This window comes from Paenibacillus sp. EB106-06-01-XG199, from assembly GCF_058791575.1.
In genome coordinates this window covers 66,192-83,123 of the sequence record NZ_JBYTDQ010000006.1, presented here as the reverse complement: position 1 = coordinate 83,123, position 16,932 = coordinate 66,192, and the positions used below count along the sequence as shown (strand labels likewise).

At 53.1% G+C, this 16,932-nt stretch carries 15 protein-coding genes; 6 read left to right on the top strand and 9 right to left on the bottom strand.

Going from position 1 to position 16,932, the window contains the following annotated elements; all coding sequences use genetic code 11:
• Positions 1–212: 212 nt before the first annotated feature.
• Positions 213–1,115 (bottom strand): LysR family transcriptional regulator, encoded by a 903-nt coding sequence (locus AC3WT9_RS21565; RefSeq protein WP_341097419.1) that lies wholly within the window; start codon positions 1,113–1,115, stop codon positions 213–215.
• Between the two features lie 141 nt (positions 1,116–1,256).
• On the opposite strand from AC3WT9_RS21565, the gene pyk reads away from it, so the two are divergent.
• Positions 1,257–2,687, top strand: coding sequence for a pyruvate kinase (gene pyk, locus AC3WT9_RS21560; RefSeq protein WP_341097420.1), 1,431 nt, complete (start codon positions 1,257–1,259; stop codon positions 2,685–2,687).
• A gap of 165 nt (positions 2,688–2,852) precedes the next feature.
• On the opposite strand, the gene AC3WT9_RS21555 is transcribed toward pyk, so the two are convergent.
• The 3 genes from AC3WT9_RS21555 to AC3WT9_RS21545 form a co-directional block, all read right to left on the bottom strand.
• Positions 2,853–3,032, bottom strand: a complete 180-nt coding sequence (locus AC3WT9_RS21555) for a cold-inducible protein YdjO-related protein (RefSeq protein WP_341097421.1) — start codon at positions 3,030–3,032, stop codon at positions 2,853–2,855.
• A 31-nt stretch (positions 3,033–3,063) separates the two neighbouring features.
• Positions 3,064–3,543: a 23S rRNA (pseudouridine(1915)-N(3))-methyltransferase RlmH gene (rlmH, locus tag AC3WT9_RS21550; protein WP_341380438.1), complete on the bottom strand. Its 480-nt coding sequence runs from the start codon at positions 3,541–3,543 to the stop codon at positions 3,064–3,066.
• Between the two features lie 93 nt (positions 3,544–3,636).
• Complete coding sequence (locus tag AC3WT9_RS21545; RefSeq protein ID WP_341380288.1) at positions 3,637–5,430, bottom strand: response regulator; 1,794 nt, start codon at positions 5,428–5,430, stop codon at positions 3,637–3,639.
• A 167-nt stretch (positions 5,431–5,597) separates the two neighbouring features.
• On the opposite strand from AC3WT9_RS21545, the gene AC3WT9_RS21540 reads away from it, so the two are divergent.
• From AC3WT9_RS21540 to AC3WT9_RS21530, 3 genes are read left to right on the top strand one after another with little or no spacing between them, the layout of a single operon-like run.
• Complete coding sequence (locus AC3WT9_RS21540; RefSeq protein ID WP_341097423.1) at positions 5,598–6,509, top strand: ABC transporter ATP-binding protein; 912 nt, start codon at positions 5,598–5,600, stop codon at positions 6,507–6,509.
• Positions 6,506–7,447 carry a DUF2705 family protein gene (locus tag AC3WT9_RS21535; RefSeq protein ID WP_341380289.1) on the top strand — a complete coding sequence of 314 codons (942 nt, stop codon included), beginning with the start codon at positions 6,506–6,508 and terminating at the stop codon, positions 7,445–7,447. Before AC3WT9_RS21540 ends, AC3WT9_RS21535 begins: the two co-directional genes overlap by 4 nt.
• A 47-nt stretch (positions 7,448–7,494) precedes the next feature.
• Positions 7,495–8,187: a DUF4097 family beta strand repeat-containing protein gene (locus tag AC3WT9_RS21530; RefSeq protein ID WP_341097425.1), complete on the top strand. Its 693-nt coding sequence runs from the start codon at positions 7,495–7,497 to the stop codon at positions 8,185–8,187.
• Here AC3WT9_RS21530 and AC3WT9_RS21525 read toward each other — a convergent pair.
• Both AC3WT9_RS21525 and AC3WT9_RS21520 read right to left on the bottom strand, forming a co-directional pair.
• A complete protein-coding gene (locus AC3WT9_RS21525; RefSeq protein ID WP_341380290.1) occupies positions 8,174–9,946 on the bottom strand; it encodes a sensor histidine kinase in 1,773 nt (590 codons plus the stop codon). The two genes, AC3WT9_RS21530 and AC3WT9_RS21525, sit on opposite strands and share 14 nt — an antisense overlap.
• Positions 9,943–10,740, bottom strand: a complete 798-nt coding sequence (locus AC3WT9_RS21520) for a response regulator transcription factor (protein ID WP_341380291.1) — start codon at positions 10,738–10,740, stop codon at positions 9,943–9,945. The genes AC3WT9_RS21525 and AC3WT9_RS21520 overlap by 4 nt, the downstream gene beginning before the upstream one ends.
• Positions 10,741–11,163: 423 nt before the next feature.
• Between AC3WT9_RS21520 and AC3WT9_RS21515 the strand changes: the two genes are divergently transcribed.
• On the top strand, positions 11,164–12,213 hold the full coding sequence (locus tag AC3WT9_RS21515; RefSeq protein WP_341380292.1) for a peptidoglycan DD-metalloendopeptidase family protein: 1,050 nt from the start codon (positions 11,164–11,166) through the stop codon (positions 12,211–12,213).
• 120 nt (positions 12,214–12,333) lie between these two features.
• On the opposite strand, the gene AC3WT9_RS21510 is transcribed toward AC3WT9_RS21515, so the two are convergent.
• Positions 12,334–12,684, bottom strand: a complete 351-nt coding sequence (locus AC3WT9_RS21510) for an ArsR/SmtB family transcription factor (RefSeq protein WP_341097430.1) — start codon at positions 12,682–12,684, stop codon at positions 12,334–12,336.
• 136 nt (positions 12,685–12,820) lie between these two features.
• On the opposite strand from AC3WT9_RS21510, the gene AC3WT9_RS21505 reads away from it, so the two are divergent.
• The gene (locus tag AC3WT9_RS21505; RefSeq protein WP_341097431.1) at positions 12,821–14,215 is read left to right on the top strand and encodes an MFS transporter; all 1,395 of its coding nucleotides are present in this window, start codon (positions 12,821–12,823) and stop codon (positions 14,213–14,215) included.
• A gap of 399 nt (positions 14,216–14,614) precedes the next feature.
• On the opposite strand, the gene AC3WT9_RS21500 is transcribed toward AC3WT9_RS21505, so the two are convergent.
• On the bottom strand, positions 14,615–15,724 hold the full coding sequence (locus AC3WT9_RS21500; RefSeq protein WP_341097432.1) for a GerAB/ArcD/ProY family transporter: 1,110 nt from the start codon (positions 15,722–15,724) through the stop codon (positions 14,615–14,617).
• Between the two features lie 27 nt (positions 15,725–15,751).
• Positions 15,752–16,930: a Ger(x)C family spore germination protein gene (locus AC3WT9_RS21495; protein WP_341380293.1), complete on the bottom strand. Its 1,179-nt coding sequence runs from the start codon at positions 16,928–16,930 to the stop codon at positions 15,752–15,754.
• Positions 16,931–16,932 lie beyond the last annotated feature (2 nt).

The following is a 16,932-nucleotide window of genomic DNA, read 5'->3' as shown; positions in this document are numbered from 1 at the left end:
TATTCTTTATCTCTAATTGTCGAAAACTGACTATTCTTATCCTCTACCTACCAAAAATAAATTTCGCCCTACTTATGATACGGTTCACCGCGTTGTCTTTAACGGCATGTTTTTGCCTATTATTGTGCCATTCTCCTTTTGCAAGAAGAAAAATGTTAGTTTGTTCAAAAGCATGCTTCATAATTAGGGAGTGACATGTCCCATCGGAACATTTAATTTCCTGCCCATCCTTTCGACTGCTCCCGGACCAGTGAGAGGAATGCTGCCGCTGCCGGCGACAACGTCTCCTGCTTCCGGGTACAGACGGCAATCGGATTTAACAGCGAAGCGCCGTTGACCATCACACGATCCACATCCCCGCGCTCCACATTGTCCCTTACGGCCAGGGAGGAGATAAAGATGGCTCCGTAGCCCGCCATGACGGCCCGAACCATCTCGTTCACCCCGTTAAATTGCAGACCGACCTTGGGAGGATTCACGTTCAAAGCCCGGCACAAGGAGAAAAGACGCTCCCGGGTAGAGCTTCCCTCTTCACGCAGAATGAAGGGAACCTTCATCATTTCCGCTAAAGTTATTTCCTTCCCGGCGTATGGATGATTTTTGGGGACGATAAACCAGAGCTCGTCCTCCAGAAGCTCCTCCCATTCGATGCCCGTTTGCTCTTCCCAGCCGCCTCCATAGACGGCGACCTCCGCATCGTACTGCAGTAGCCCTTCCACCGCTTCCCGGGAGTTGGCAGTGGTCAGGACAACCTCCACGGAAGGATGCTCCTGTTTGTAGAGAGCCAGCCATTCCGGCAGCAGGAGATTGGCTGGCAGATAGGTGGCGACGATCCGCAAGATACCGCTGAACCCTGCCTTGTATTCCCGAACCGCTTCATCCAGCTCACGCTCCAACGCAAACAGCCGTTTGGCGTGACTGGCCAGCATTTGACCCGCATCGGTCAATAGAATGCCACGCCCCTTGGAGGCCAACAGCTGGATGCCCAGCTCCTTCTCCAGGTTGCGTACCTGGGCCGTAACCGCAGGCTGGCTGATCCGTAGTTCCTCCGCGGCGCGGGTGACTCCGCCTTTTTCGGCGATGGTATGAAATATTTTAAGGGCGTGAAGATTCATAAGATGACCTACCTTCTACATCAAAATTGATGAATAACGAATATATATATATTTTTCTGATGAATCGTTATGCTTTATTGTATGGGTTAGGGAAAATTTTCACAAGAGTTCAACGTTAAATAATAAGGAGAGAAAAAAGCCATGAGCAAAACTAAAATCGTCTGCACCATCGGTCCCTCCAGCGAAAGCCCCGAAATGCTCCGGAGGCTGATCCAAGCCGGCATGAACATCGCCCGCCTGAACTTCGCCCACGGAGAGCTGGACGAGCACGCGGAGCGCATCCGCCGCATCCGGAAAGCAGCCAAGGAGCTGAACCAATACGTTGCCGTCCTGCTCGACATCAAAGGTCCGGAAATTCGCATCGGCAAAATGGCCTCGGACTACGCGGAGCTGGTACCGGGTGAAACCGTGGTTCTGACCACCGAGGAAGTGCTCGGCACCAAGGACCGCATCCAAGTCACCTACAAGCAGCTTCCCCAAGATGTGAAGCCCGGTAGCATCATCCTGATCGATGACGGTCTGGTCCGTCTGGAGGTCGTAAAGGCCGAAGGCACCGAGATCAACTGCCTCATCAAGAACGGCGGCAAGCTGAAGCAGCGCAAGGGCGTCAACGTTCCCGGCGTCAAAACCAGCCTTCCCGGCGTAACCGAGAAGGACGTCCGGCACATCAAGTTCGGCATTGAGCAGAACATCGACATCATCGCCCAATCCTTCGTCCGCAAAGCCGAAGATATTCTCGAGATCAAACATATCCTCAACGAGCACAAGGCCGGCCACATCCAGGTCATCGCCAAGATCGAAAATGACGAGGGAGTGGAGAACCTGGACGCCATCCTGAGCGTAGCCGACGGCCTGATGGTTGCCCGCGGAGATCTGGGCGTAGACCTGCCGGTGGAAGACGTGCCGCTGGTTCAGAAAGACATGATCAAGAAGTGCAACCTGGCCGGTAAACCGGTTATCACCGCCACCCACATGCTGGAGTCCATGCAGATGAACCCGCGTCCGACCCGTGCGGAAGCGGGCGACGTCGCCAACGCCATATTCGACGGCACCGATTCCGTCATGCTGTCCGGTGAATCCGCCGCAGGCAAATACCCGCTGGAGTCCGTCGAGACCATGGCCCGCATCGCCGCCCGCGCAGAGTCCGTCCTGGGACGCTACGGCCGCTGCAGCTGCAAGGGTGCCGAGGCTGCCACCGACGTAACCGGCGCCATCGGTGAAGCCGTTGCCCACACCGCCCTCGTGCTCTCCGCCAAGGCCATTCTCGCCTTGACCGAAAGCGGCTTTACCGCCCGGATGATCGCCAAGCACAAGCCGGCTGCACCGGTCATCGCCGTATCCACCAAGGAGAGCGTGCTGTACGCCCTGTCCTTAACCTGGGGTGTAACCCCGCTGCTCCGCAGCGAGTTCGCTTCCAACACTGATGCAGCCGTAGCAGCCGCCGTTGAACTGGCCAAGTCGGCCGGTTACGTACAAGATGGCGACCTGGTGGTCATCACCGCCGGTGTCCCTGCAGGCTGCACCGGAACCACCAACCTGCTGCGGGTTCACCAAGTAGGCGAAGCGCTCTAAAAAGTAAAACAACCGTGGCAGGAGCCAATCGTACCTGCTACGGTTGTTTTTGGTTTACCCTGCGCCCCTATCGAACCTTCCCTCGGCGGCAAGAATTTGTGCAATGGACCCTGCAGAGCTTGTCGGTGATCCTCTACCATTTGGTTTGGTCGGGACTCGTATTGTCTACGTTCGATTGCATCTTCTCGCTTTTTTCTGTGGGGTTTCCACATTGGATACAGGTAGCTGGACGATAAACACAAAGTTGTCCCTCGTCCACCCGTTACAGCCGTCTTTGATGCACGACCAGATGGCTGTCAGTTCCCCCGGTAAATCAAGTAATGGCTTTTTCCGTAAATAGTACAAAAAGCATTAATTGCAACTCAAAAACTTGCCCCTACTTATGATACGGTTCACCGCGATTTATCTTCACCGCCCGGTACACCTGCTCTACAAGCACCAGCCGCATGAGCTGGTGGGGCAGCGTCATGCGGCCGAAGCTCATGCGCTGCTGGGCGCGGCGCAGGACCTCATCGGAGAGCCCGTGGCTGCCTCCGATGACGAAGGCGACATGGCTCGTCCCGTAGGTGCCGAGCCGGTCGATCTCTGCGGCAAGCTCCTCGGAGCTCCAGAGCTTGCCGTCGATCGCGAGCGCAATTACATGCGCCTCGCTCTTGATGTGCGCGAGGATGCGTTCGCCCTCGCGTGCCTTAACCTGGACAACCTCCGCGGCGCTTAGGTTGTCGGGCGCTTTCTCATCGGCTACTTCGATGAGCTGAAGCTTGACGTACGGCGTCAGCCGCTTGGCATACTCCGCGATGCCGTCGATTAGGTATTTCTCCTTCAATTTGCCCACGCCGATAATTTGAATTAACATAATATCCTCCATACACCGGCCTCCGGGCCGGCTGCTGTATTCTTCGTTGTATGATTAGTAAGGCATCCGCCAGCCATCAGTCTTAAATCAATTCTATGCCCGAGGCTGCACCAGCTGCTCTTTCCTGCTCTTCTCTACGGCCTCGTCGCGGTCGCCCACCTGGAGCTTCAAATAAATCGCCGAAATATAGTTTCGGACGGTCCCCTCTGACAGATGCAGCTTCTGGGCAATCTGCTTATTGCGCAGCCCTTCCGTTAATTCTTGCAGAACCTCCAGCTCCCGCTCGGTCAGGTCATACGGATTCAGTGAAGTATCCAACTGCTGATCCTGGAACAACTGCTGGGCCACCTCCTGCGAGATCATCGTCCCGCCTCCGTAGACCAGGCGGATCGTCGCCGCCAATTCCTTCGGATGGAGTGCCTTTAGCAGATAGCCCTCAGCGCCAAGCCGCAGCGCTTCCGCCGCATAGGTAATCTCCTCGAAGGTTGTAATGATAATGACCCGGATCTCCGGCCACTTCTCCTTAAGCTGCCGGGTAGCCTCCAGGCCGTCCATTTCCGGCATGTGAATATCCATCAGGACAATATCCGGCTGCTCAGCGGCGCATTGCTCCAGCGCCTGCTTGCCATTCGCGGCAGTACGGATCCGGAAATCCTTCTCCTCTCCAAGCAGCAGCCTCAGGCTCTCGCGGACCAGCGGCTGATCGTCAGCCAGCAGGATATCAATCCGCCGCTCCCCTTCCTGCGTCTGATTCGGGATCATACAGGTTACCAATGTACCGTCATTTTCCTGGGAATCAATATATAGCTTGCCCTGCAATGCCGCTAGACGCTCCTTCATACCGTTGAGGCCGAAGCCGTAGCGCAGCTGTGCAGTTCCCTTGCCGTTATCCTGAATCTGCAGCATGAGCTGGGCCGGATCATATTGCAGGACCACCCGGATGGCGCTCGCCTGCCCATGCCTGCTGGCATTGGTCAGTGCCTCCTGCAGCGAACGGCATAATGTATGTTTGGCCTGCTTAATCACCGCATAAGGCTCGCCCATCGTGCGGAACGACAATGCGACCCCCGTATTGGATTCGAACTGCCCGGCAATCTGCATCAAAGCCCGGTCCAAGGTCACCGGCTCCTCCAGCGGGTCCATCTGATGGACCTGCCGCCTCACATCCTCCAGCCCCTTGCGGGCTAGCTCCAGAACACCCTGAAGCTTATGCTCTCCTTCCTCCGTGGTTACATGCGGCCTCAGCGTTTCCAGACCCAGAATCATCGAAGTATAGCTGTGTCCAATTGTATCATGTACTTCCCCGGCCATCCGGTAACGTTCCTCCAGCAGGGTCATGCGTTCAATCTGAGAGGAATACTGCTCCAGAATGGCATATTGCTCGTTGACTAGCGTCAGCTTTTGCCGGATCGCGTTGATCGACTTCGCTCCCATCTGCAATCCATATCCGGCTGCGTAGACAAACAACCCGTCCGACAGGCTCTTCCAGATCAGCGGGTGCGACAGTCCTTCCCCTATCGCGGGTCCGGCGCTTAAGCTGTACAGCAATAAGGTGATTGGAAGCGTATATAAGTGCGCCTTGCCCCGGGCATGGAAGGCAAGCATCATTACAGCAGGCAGGAATAATCGCGTTAAGCCAAAATAGTATCCCAGCGCGAACGCGATCCCGCCTGCGAATATAAATTCCAGAAGAATATACCGCGTCTTGAAATCCCGTCCAACCCATGCAGGAATTAAGCCGCCCAGCAATACCGCTGGCAGCACCAGCCAGAGCGGGAAATCCGGCTTATCCAGATACATCAATATAACGACCGCTATGCTCCATAACAGGCGTAAGAGCAGAACGGTTAGATCTTGCCACGCCCGCCGGGCTTTATTTTTTTGCATCAATCAGCATCTCCAATTCAGCTTGATCTGTTGTCACATCCAGCATATGACACGCAGTAACTGTTCAATATGACAGCCCGCTTGGTAGGTTAAGGCCAGCGGGATTCAGCTAAGCGATATGCAGAATTATATCCTACTACAATCATTTGGAAAAGGGAGGGGTAGCTTTGCCGCTGCTTCAAATACGGGATCTGACCAAGGTCATTGGCCGCAAAACTCTTGTAGACCATGTATCACTGGAAATGGAAAAAGGAGAAATCATGGGCCTGCTGGGCCCCAACGGAGCTGGAAAAACAACGACAATCCGCATGATCGTGGGACTCGTCTCCAAATCGGAAGGACAGGTCATTATTGACGGAATCGACACCCGGCAGCAATTCTCCGCAGCTATGGGCAAGGTTGGCGTTATTGTGGAACAGCCCGATCTGTACAAATATTTATCCGGATATGACAATCTGATCCTCTTCTCAAGAATGAGTCCGGGCGTCACTGAGGACCGGCTGAAGGAGGTCATCAAGCTTGTAGGACTGGAGCTGAGCATTTCTGCAAAAGTCAGCACCTACTCGCTGGGGATGCGGCAGCGTCTCGGCCTGGCCGTAGCGCTGATGCATAAGCCCTCTTTACTGCTGCTGGATGAACCGACCAACGGCCTTGACCCGGCGGGCATCCACGAGCTGCGGGAACATCTGAAGAATCTGGCCCGCCAGGAGAATGTCGGCATCCTGATCTCCAGCCATCTGATGTCCGAAATGGAGATGATGTGCGACCGCGTTGCCGTGCTCCAGCAAGGCAAGCTGATCGGCGTGCATCGCTTATCGGAGCTGGTTCAGGAGGATGACGCGCTCGTCCAGTTCGAGGTGGACCGGCCGGAGCTGGCGGTGCAGGTGCTGCAAGCTTTCCTGTCAGGCGCGGAAATTACTGCCGGCCACAATCAGCTTCGTGTACGCCTACCCAAGAACCGCATTCCCGAAATCAGCCAGAAGCTGCTGGATTCAGGCATTAACGTATACGGGGTGAATACGGTGAAGCGGACGCTTGAAGACAAATACCTTGAGATTACAGGAGGGCAAGGACATTGAAGCTGATTAACTATATCCGAAATGAGAATATGAAGATTTACAAAAGAAAACGCACCTGGGTGCTCATTGCTCTCGTTGCAGTCTTCGTCATCCTTCAGATCATCAATGTGCGTGCTGGAGATGGGGCCACCGCAGCGGCAGACTGGAGGTCGCAGCTTGAACAGGAGAATCACCGGCTGGCAGAGGAAGCTGCCGAACCGGATGCGCTGCAGATTGAAATACGGCAGGCGGAGAAAAACATTTTGCTGAACGAGTACTCCCTGCAGCATAATTTGCCGCCTGAGACGAATGCCTGGAGCTTTGCGGGGGATCTTTCAGGAAACATTATATTTGCCGTCTCGCTGATCTCAATCATTATTGCCGGAGAGATTGCAGCTGCCGAATTTGTGTCCGGCACGATCAAGCTGCTGCTGACCCGCTCGGCCAGCCGGACAGAGGTTTATACCGCCAAATATATTGCTGCGATCCTGTTCGGACTGGGGTTGACGCTGCTCGGCCTTCTGCTCTCCCTGCTGTTCGGGGGAATCATGTTCGGCTGGGGCGGTCTTGGAGACAGCTATATGTATGTGCGGGATCACACCGTGCACCAAACGCCCATGCTGCTTTCAATCCTTGGCAGTTACTTGTTCCATCTGCCGTTTCTGCTCATTTCAGTTACATTGGCTTTTATGATATCTGCGGGTTTTCGCAGTCCTATCTTTGCTATCGTCATTCCCTTGTTCGTCTCCGTGGCCGGATTTGTTATTTCCATCGCTATGAACGGCTGGAAGTGGACCCGTTTCTTTATTTTCTCCCATTCCGACCTTAGCGGTTATTTCTTGGGTGATCCGGCGGTGAAAGGCATGACGCTCGGCTTCTCTCTGGCTTTTATAGGGCTTCATCTGGCAGTCATGCATCTTCTTTCGCACACCCTGTTCGTCAAACGTGATGTCTCATAACGGCACACAATGCTCTTCCATATTAAATTTAGAAAAGGGGAATTCAAATGCGCTGGACATCGAGATTAATGATCGTAGGTTGCCTGCTGCTAGTAACCGCTTGTAGCAAAGGCGAAGAAACATCGTCAACTCAGAAGCTTGAACTGGATGCAGCCAAGCTGACGAAGCTGGTCATAGACAACCGCAACGGGGAAATTGAAGTAAACGGTGCAGACACGGATACGATTGAGGTCAACGCCGTGGTCACCGCCAAAGGCATAAGTATGGATAAATTAAAGCTGAAGCTGCGGGCAGAAGAGGCTACTGCATATTTGGATGCTTCCTTTGGCAGCCAGATGCTGGCTATGGGCTCCGGGTCCGTAGATCTGGAGATTACACTTCCGCGTGAACTGGCTGTGGAGCTGGACTCACATAGAGACGGCAAACTTAAGGTTGCTGATCTCTCGGCCTCACTGAAAGTGGACAACGTGAACGGTGATCTGGAGGTTATCGACACCAAAGGTCCGGTAACACTCTCCAATAGAGACGGCGATATCACCGTGCGCAATATTGGTACCGATGTTGATATCGATAATATCAATGGACATGTTGTGGTAACCGAAGTAGCAGGTTCGGCCGAGGTTGCTGTCGGAGACGGGTCACTGGATATGGATCATATTACGGGCGATGCCGTGATTTCCCAGACCGGGAACGGTGAAATTAAGCTTGGCACCATTGGCGGAAACGTTAGCCGAAAGTAACAGCCGCCAGACCATCCCAGATAAGCCGGATTTCCGTTCCTTTGCCGGGGGCGGAACTCACGGTGATCTGTCCACCCATCGCCTCGACCAATCCCTTGGAGATCGCCATGCCCAGACCGGACCCGTTCGTTGTGGAAGCCGTATCTCCCCCGCGGTAATACCGCTCGAATAAATTCGCCGCCGTCTGCTCATCCATCCCCTGGCCATTGTCGCGGAAAATAATAACCAATCCGCCGGTATCCATCGCACTCAGCGTTACGGTAAGCTGCGTGTCCGAAGAATTATGCAGCAGCGCATTGGCCGTTAAATTGCCGACGACCCTCTCCATCCAAGGCCGATAGATCCTGGCGGTAATTTCTGTGTCAGGGGATTGATAAATGATCCGACCCTCTCCATACTCCGGGTTGGCCGCGGCCTGTTTCAGCGCATTGCCAAGCCAGGCTCTCATCTCCACGGGCTCGGTCTGCGGGACATGAATACCCGACCTCAGCCGGTAGGTAATGGCCAAATCGCTGATCAGTGTATCCATATGCGCCGACTTCTCCAGCATGATTGCAGAGAACTTGCGGACTTCTTCGGAAGACCAGTCATAAGTATCCTCGGCGAGCAAATGGGCGTAACCTTTAATAGAGGAGAGCGGGGTTTTCAAATCATGGGTAATGCCGGTAATCCATTCCTCCCGCAGGGTCTCTGTCTGCTGCCGCCGTTCCTCGTCACGCCGCAGAATCCCGGTCAGCTGGTCCAATGACAGCATGACATCGGCAAAGATAGAATAACGCCGCTTCCACTTGCCTGACTTCAGCCGGCTGCGCGGACGGCCTTTGCGGTCCACCGGTTCGTCATAAGAGCCCTGTCCGAGGGAATCGAGCCAGGCCAGCATATGGAACATCGGAGCGCCGAATCGGCGCGCGTTCAAGAAGGACAGCAGCGCAAAGATCAGCAGCGTCGCCCCCAGCATCCCGGCAATTCCAGTCAGTACAATACGCATTTCTGCGGAGATCAGGGGGGCCTTGGCCGATGACTTCGCCGCATCATTGGGCAAGCTTACCACCCAGGTCTGGCCGGTATCTTCATTATAGTCAAACGCCATACGGTATCCGTATCTTCCCGCATACTTCGAGCGCAAGGCAAGCTCTTGTACAGTATATTTGGCTGGAGCAGAGCCCGGCCGGTTAAACGCCGCCACCTCACTGCCCTCTGGACTAAGCAACTGCACATAACCGCCAAGCGCCTGGATCCGGCTTTCTGTCTTAGCTGAAAGCAGCAGCTTCCCCTCCGCATAGGAGGAAGGTTCTTCGCTGACCGCTTGCAATAGCGGCTTCAGCACCTCAGGCACCCCATAGAGAAGCGTGTACATTCTGCCGTGTTTCTCCTGAATCCAGAGGTAGACGTCATAAGGGAAATTCTGCTGCTGCTGCCAATAGGCGGCCAGCTCTCCCGGATTATACTGCGCCGGAACATCAGCAGGCGTGTTATAAGACTTCTCTACGCTTCCGTTCTCATCCAGGCTTTGCAGCCAGCCTTTATTTTGCTTGACCTGCTCCAGCAGCTTCGGGTCGAAGATAATGCCCTCCGCTCCGAACTCGGAGGACTCAACCAGCCTTTCCAAACCTATAGAAACAAAATTATCGGTGAGATTAATCTCCGAAAGCCGCAGCAGCACCCACATGACGGTGATTGCCGCAATAAGCAGCACAACCAATCCGGCGATGGCCGAATGCAGCACGAACCGGAGGGTCAGACGCCTTTTCATCTTCATGCCTGTCCCTTTTCCTTCGCGCTGCGCTGTACCAGCTTATACCCCAGTCCTCTAACATTGACCAGATACACGGGATTGGCAGGCTCCAGTTCAATCCGTTCGCGGATCCGGTGAATATGCACCATAACTGTATTGTCGTCGCTAAGCGCGGCCTCGCCCCATACCCGCTCGTACAGCTCGCTTTTGGTGAACAGCCGGTTCGGATGCTTGCAGAAAAATAACAGCAACTGAAACACCAGCGCCGGACAGGTGACCACTTCACCCTCCACTCTCAGTTCGCCCGCCGTCTCATCCACCTGAAATCTTCCGAAATCATAGCTAATGTTCTGCTGAACCGGCTGCCGCTCCTGCCTGGCATTTCTCTGGGGAGGCTGTCCGTGTTGCCCCTCTTTATTTTGAACAGGCTCCGTCCCGCCCGCGTCACCAAGATAACGGCGAAGCTGCGAACGGATCCGGGCCACCAGCTCCAGCGGATTAAACGGTTTGGTGATATAATCATCGCCGCCGACCGCAAAGCCGGTAAGCTTGTCAAAATCCGAAATACGCGCAGACAAAAACAGCACCGGCGCATTCGTCGTCTGCCGCAGGAAAGGGCAAATATCAATCCCGCTGCGCCCCGGCAGCATCACATCCAGCACAATCAGGTCATACACCTTGCTCTGGCAGGCCAGAATAGCCGCTTCACCCGTACCCGCCGAATCTATATCCGTGAATCCTTCTTTATAAAGTACCGTCTTGATCAGTTCAACAATGGACGCCTCGTCATCGACGAGCAGAATGGCAGCATGGTTCATGCCAGTTCCCCTTTCGATTTATATAAATTGAACTTATGATTCTTCTATTTTGGGAATGGCCGTGACTACAGAGAATATTTGGACTTCCGGCCGCTGTTAGGTTTGGATTTCCTGATTTTAACCGCGAATCGCGGTAGAAATCCAAACCTAAAGGCGGACGCTATCGCTCCTACAGTTCCAAAATTCCCCTCCGCACTTTTCCTTAAATGTAATTCTCAAGTTCAATCTATCTAGTAATCGCAACTATCATAACATGATTGGCTCCGCCAGGCTGGACGCATAACCTTAACAATAGCTTAATTCGTCTGCCAAAACTGTTGTTCAAAGTTAAGCAACCGTTAATGCAGTGTTATACTGGCAGAAATACTGACTAGCTACAATAAAGAGACGATAGGACAACAGCACTGCCGGGAGGAACAACATATGCGAAGCATCAGCAAAATGATGGCTGGTACGACGGTCTTGGCCGTCTTATTATCAGCCTGTGGAGGAGAGAATTCGATGAATAACAGTCCGGAGTCATCAGCATCTGCCAGCCCCACAGAGGAGGCAGCACAAGTTACGCCTTCCGCATCCCCTGAAACCAGCAAAAGCGGACAACTGCCCGTACAGCCGGAGAATTTGGCCGGGGCCCTGTTAAGCGGCAATTTCAGCGGAATTTATGAGCGGTTCAGCCCTGAATTCAAGCAGCAAATCAGTGAAGATGAGGTCAAGGAGATGGGTTCGGCGTTTATTCAAGGGGTCACTGCCTTTGAGCCTTCCACTGTGATGCGGCTGAATGGCGCCGAACACCGGATATGGACAAGCGATGATGGCCATAAGGGGATTATTGCTGTTTTTGATGAAGCGGGCATCATTCACGGCCTGAACATCACGGAGCTGACCACCTATCCCGAGACGGATAAGTTATTGACCCGGACTGCCATGACGCTGCCGTTCCAAGGGGATTGGTTTGTATTCTGGGGCGGCAACAACGTGCTGAACAATTATCATTATGAGTACGAAAGCCAGCGCTACGCCTATGATTTCGTGCAGGAAGTGAATGGACTTTCATACGAAGGAGATCCGCTGCGCAATGAGAGCTACCATGCCTTTGGAAAGAATGTCACCGCCCCTGCTGACGGAATCGTCACCGAAGTCATAAATGACATCCCCGATAATACCCCTGTGGGCGTGATGAATGAAAAAGAACCCCCAGGCAATCTGGTCGTGATTGACCACGGCGGAGAATACAGCTTTTTGGCCCATCTGAAGCAAGGTTCGGTAACCGTAAAAAAAGGCGATTCGGTCAAAACGGGCGATATCATCGGGAAGCTTGGCAATTCCGGCAACTCCAGCGAGCCGCATCTGCATTACCAGGTATCGGACGGAGCCGACCTGTTCGGCTCCCGGTCCCTCCATATCCGGTGGAAGGACAATCTTAATCCGCTGAAGGGCCAGACTGTAACCGGCAAGACCGCTGCAAACCGCTAACAGCTCAAGAAAAGAAGAATGAACATGATAGGATACGCCTGAGGCAAGCGCCTTAATCTGCATAGTATGAACTGGACCCTGCTGATGGCAGGGTTCTTTTTCCTTTTCGAAAGCTTGCCGCTAGTGCTCTTCCGTCTTCTCCATAAACAGCAGCTTTGACTCACCAGCCGATTCATAGGCCTCCAATATGGAATCCAGCAGGCCCGGGAAACGCTCGTCCAGGTCATCAGAGCGCAGCGACAGCAGGCGCTGTGTTCCCTGGGCACGGGTATGGACGACTCCCGCCTCGCGCAGCGTGCGGGCATGATGCGACATGGTCGATTTGGCGATAGGGACATTGAAGCTGTTGCAGGCCTGTTCACCATGCTTGCGGATTTCCGAAACAACATATAATCGAAGAGGATCGCTGAGCGCATACAATACGGAAGCCAGTTGAATGTCTTTACGGTCTGGATGATACAGTATCTTCATAGATAAATATCCCCTTTGTGGTGCAGATGGGTGCAAAATATTTTAAAATCCCTAATTGCATTTTACCTTACTGCATGCTATATTTCAATTGTTCGTAAGTAATCGAACTATCAAACAATAAAGGAGTGGCCCTCTCATGAGCTCAAGCTCTACATATCCACCTGCAGTGGACAGCTCAGCCCCTTCGGTGGAAGCCACTCTTCCACGGGAAGGGCTGCTGACCGTTCTGTTCAGTGTCGCCATTGTACTCGTTATAATGAATACCGCTATGTTCAACCTGGCATTGCCCGATGTGACTGAAACATTCGGCATCTCGGCTGCATCAGCTTCCTGGATCGTAACCGGGTATTCGATCATGTTCTCCATCGCCTCCATCACATTCAGCCGGCTCTCCGACTTCCTGCCGATTCGCAGGCTGCTTACTATAGGTCTGCTGACGCTTGGCCTGGCGGCGATTGCCGGCTTCTTCAGTTCGAATTTCGTATTTCTGCTGATTGTACGTATTGCGCAGGCCTCCGGTGCAGGCGCGGTGATGTCCCTGTCACTCGTGCTGTTCACCCGCTATGTCCCGCTGGCCCGCCGCGGCAAAGCAATGGCGACCATCATGTCTGCGGTTTCGCTTGGCCTGGGTCTCGGTCCGGTGGCCGGCGGAAGTATCGTCGAATATCTCGGCTGGCACTGGCTGTTCGCCGTTACGGCCGCCATCCTGCTTCTGGTGCCGCTGTTTCTGGTGCTGTTGCCCAGAGAAGTGCCCCGCCGCGGTTCATTCGACGCGCTCGGCGGACTGTTTCTCGGCATCGGAACGACCGGCCTTCTGCTGTTTCTGACCGGCGGATACTGGATTGCGCTGATCGCCGGAGTGGCCTCCCTTGCCCTGTTCATCCGCCGCATTGGCAGCACTCCCGATCCGTTCGTAATGCCTGCACTGTTCCGTGACCGCTCTTATCTGGTCCTGTCACTGGTCGGAATCGCTTCTTATTTATGCAGCTTTGCCACCTTGTTTCTGCTGCCGCAGATTCTGACCCACCGCTTCGGCTTCAGTGCAAGCCACGCCGGGCTGGTTATCTTTCCGGGCTCACTGCTGGCGATTATCGTCTCCCGGGGGGTAGGGCGGATTATTGACCGGTATGGCAATGGGGGCATTCTGCGATATGCACCGCTTCTTGTGCTAACCGCCACCGTCCTGTTTGCTTTGCTCGCCGCGCACTCCTGGATTGCGGTTATGTTGACCTATATGATCATGAGCCTGTCCTTTACGGCGTTGTCCAGCAGTGTATCCAATGAAATCTCGCGGATTCTCCCTTCTGCCCAGATCGGCTCCGGTATGGGATTGTTCCAGCTGCTTCAGTTCTTCAGCGGGGCATTCAGCGTAGCTCTGGCAGCCAGCGCCTTGGAGTGGCAGCGTGGATTATCGCTTTCGTCGGCTTACTCCAATATCTACTGGGGACTTTCACTGGCGGCAGGAATTGCTATTCTTTCAGCCTTTATGTACCGCCGTAGCAGCCGGACCGGCGAACTGGCGGATGCTTAATTCCCTATGTTTCCACAAAAAAGGGGCTGTCCCAAAAGCCATGAAATGGCTGCTTGGGATAGCCCTCTGTTTTTAAGTAGGATTACCGTGAGCACTTGGGTGTACGCTCCGCGAACGCCACGTTGTTCCAATCGCTGTGCTCTCCAGATTTTTTTCATTCCCCTTAGCGGTGAAAATCCGGAGACCAAGGCGACCGCTACCGCTTTTCCACAATCATTTCGTTCTCTCCGCTGTTTATTGGAAATGTACTGCAATACTTATAAATACGCAAAAAAGAAACCACTCTTTATGGATCTGGAAGAAGATATTTCAGACAACCACCTCGTTCGGGTCGTTAACGCCGCTGTGAATCGGCTGGACGTAAGGCGGTCCTGCCAAATCTCCTCTGAACATACGGTTTTAAGCATGATCCGCAGCAGCCGGCCGTTTCCTTTGTCTCCATTTACCTACTACAAGCAAGAGTAAGGGCAAGCCGAGCATATTCACCGGCATCGCAAACGGCACCCAGTAACGCTGCAAATAATTTGAAGTCGCCTCCGTTACATCTTGGGGAATTAACGCAAATACAAACATAACCGGGGCAATGAACCAAATCAGGTTCCTCCAGTTGCGGACATGCAAAAATTGGGCGGTGCCATAGCTCATCAGGAAGAGCATCACAGCAAATTTGACGAATACGCTGGCGAGCCATATGACGACCGGAATCGCATCGAAATTATCAATAAAGCCGAACAGTGATATTTTTTTGGTCATTTCGAAAAAAGGGTACCACATGTTAGAGGAAAGATTGACCCCTAAAGTGAAGATCACCATCAGCGTTGTTATCAGTACAAAGAAAACCGAGGTCAAGACGGCCCCGAACGTGTACAACGCCCCCTTGCGCGGCTGGGTCAAAAATGCGGCAAACATAAGGTATTCAACAGAATGACCGAGGTAGGAGGCTGGTGCCAGCGCTCCACCCAGTATTCCCGTCATTCCGCTATCCGCATAGACCGGGAGGATGCTCCTCCAGTGGATATTGTTGGCGCTAGCGATCAGGACAAGGCCAATCATGAGCAAGATGATCGGCCCCAGAACCTCGCCGCAGCGGGCAATGCCTTCAATTCCGCCTGCGTAGGTTGCATAGACAATCACGAAGATCATCAGAAGCATGACCGCTTCTTTCGGTGTCCCGTGAAGCAGCATGACTTGGACCAAATCGGAGAATTGGCGGAGAATTATCGGGGTAATCGTATACCATTGAACCAAATAAATTACGATTACAGCTTTGCCGATCCATTTCCCAAGAATCAAATGACTGTATTCAAAAAACGTCTGCCCAGGGTATAGCTTCGCGGCTTGCGTCGCCAAGAGTGCGATCAGCGAAGCTATACCTCCGGCAACGATAACGGAAATCCACGCATCCTGTTTTGCCTGTAGGCTTGGGGTGACCGTCATGACCAATGTCATCCCGAGATCCATGATAAGGATGATCCAGAAAACCTGTATACCCGTCAATTTCATCTTCATCGCAAAGAGCCCTCTTCCGGTTGATAGTCAGTCCATTTTTTCTTTATGCGCGGGGGAGTGCGTTTTGCCCGTTCGTTCAATCTTGATGTGGGCATCGATAGTCACGGGAACCTCAGGAAAAATATCAAGCCATTCATCCTTCATTTTTTTCCAGGCATACGGATACTCGATGTGGACATCCTCTCCGATGCCGAGGATATCCGACTGGAGCACTTTTTGCACATGCGTTAACATGCTCTCTGCCTCGCTTTGAATTTGCTTCGACAACAAGGTTTCGACACGTTTCATATGATTCACTTTGCTCAGGTCCAGCTTCGAATCGTTATCGATCTCCCGGACGGTGGCATGTAACGAGACCTTTACTTCGGGGAGGTCATTCTGGATTACCAAGTGCATTTTCATGCCGCTTTGCAGCAGTTCAACACCTACGGTCCCTCCGTATTGTTCGTTCTCAGGTTCCACTTGCACAGTAAACCTCAAATGGTGTCCCCCCCCTGTCCACCAGCGCAATAGTTTTAATTCGTCGGATGACAAGTATCCGGATAGTTGATTTCTATGGTAAACTGCAGCCCGGTCAATCGTGAACGTTTCCTTATCAGTACCTTTATGAATGACCCTTATGGCAGCGGTAACCGGTGATCTGTCTTGTGAGGACAGAGCATTCAAGAATTCGTCGATTTTGACAGGAAAGCTTAATTTGCTGGATTGAATTTTGTTGATACCGATACCCGGAATGAGTTCAAGCTGATAGGGGGTGTTCAAAATTTCTTTGGCTGTCTCTCCATAAGTTGTTAGCACATAACTATTGGAGCGGCTCTCAGGAAATCTGGTAAATGTATCCACCACCTGATTGATACCATGCCGGGCAAATTGTTCTCCGAAAATGATGACGCCTCTATGCCCAAAATAGATGGCACGAGACAATTGCTGCTGCAGTTTCCCTGTCACTTCCGATGAGTTCTTCCCGCTGGCCGAGATGACGATGACTGATTTCTTGCCGCTCCCCCCGGACTGTACGGCACTGGGGATTCCCGTTGGAAGGGCGATCTGAAGGGTTATTTCGAGCTGTCCGTCATCTGTAAGATCAATTCCGCTTGCCATAACCAAAGCGAGATCGTCCATTTCATTGCGGTCCCAGCAGCCGGTCATCAATCCGAGAATAACGAAAATAACCAGGAACCTGAATGTCCGGAGTATTCTGGTCATTT